This is a genomic window from Lunatimonas salinarum (assembly GCF_017811155.1).
Taxonomy (GTDB): domain Bacteria; phylum Bacteroidota; class Bacteroidia; order Cytophagales; family Cyclobacteriaceae; genus Lunatimonas; species Lunatimonas salinarum.
Map to the genome: position 1 here is coordinate 1 of NZ_JACVCV010000092.1, position 806 is coordinate 806.

Annotated in this window: 1 protein-coding gene; it reads right to left on the reverse strand. The window is 46.2% G+C overall.

The annotated features are described in order from the left end of the window. Nucleotides 1-806, reverse strand: an 806-nt coding sequence (locus tag IAQ59_RS22030) for a type IIG restriction enzyme/methyltransferase (RefSeq protein ID WP_425342630.1), incomplete at both ends; no start/stop codon positions are given.

The window sequence follows — 806 nt, forward strand, 5'->3', positions numbered from 1 at the left end:
ATTTTCTTTTCATCCCGGAGGTTGGAGATAAACAAGGTATCGTGTTCCATATCCGTCGGCTCAAACAGCGAGCTGTTCAGGTAGGGGACATTGCCAAAGGCTTTGAGGATTCCCTCCGATCTGTCCTGGTACTTTCTGGCGAGTACCTTGAAGAAGAGGCTGTTTAGATCATCGTAATTTTTGATCTTTTCCAGATTCAGGAAGGAATAGGAGCGGTCTCCCCGATGATATTGGATCAGTTGTGCTTCCAGAAGCTTTAGAAACAAAATCCGATTGATCCAGGTGATGCTCAGTTCCAAGCCTACGTTGAAAAGCCGCTCTTCATACGTATCGCCAAACTGACCCGGTTTTTCCAGTCTGCTGATTTTATCCAAGCTGTCCAGTTCGGTGATGGTACTCTCTAATATGGAACCCGCATTCCTTTCACCCACCGGATTTCTATCGATTAGTTTTTTGCCGGCCACCTTGGTTTCGCTCAGTCCGATGATATGCAGGAGTTCACTGTAAAAGCGTTTATCCAGGCTGTTGCTGTCATTGGAAAACGGGAGTTTGAGCAAATGCTCCGGCGAGAAGAGTTTAAACAGCGCGATGAGCTGTACATCGTCCTTTTTATCGGCATTGCGGAGAGGCTTTTCGTAGTTCCTTAAGTCAAAATAGGTAAGTGCAATCTCGCCCTCCATCTTGTCAATCGCTTTGGCCGCGATCTCTTTGTAGAAAAAATCAGTGGTTGTACCGGAAAGCCTTCCCTCTTCAAAGGCCTTAAAATCCTTTACCAGCGCCTTGTTTTGGGCAAATGCCTTTTCAAA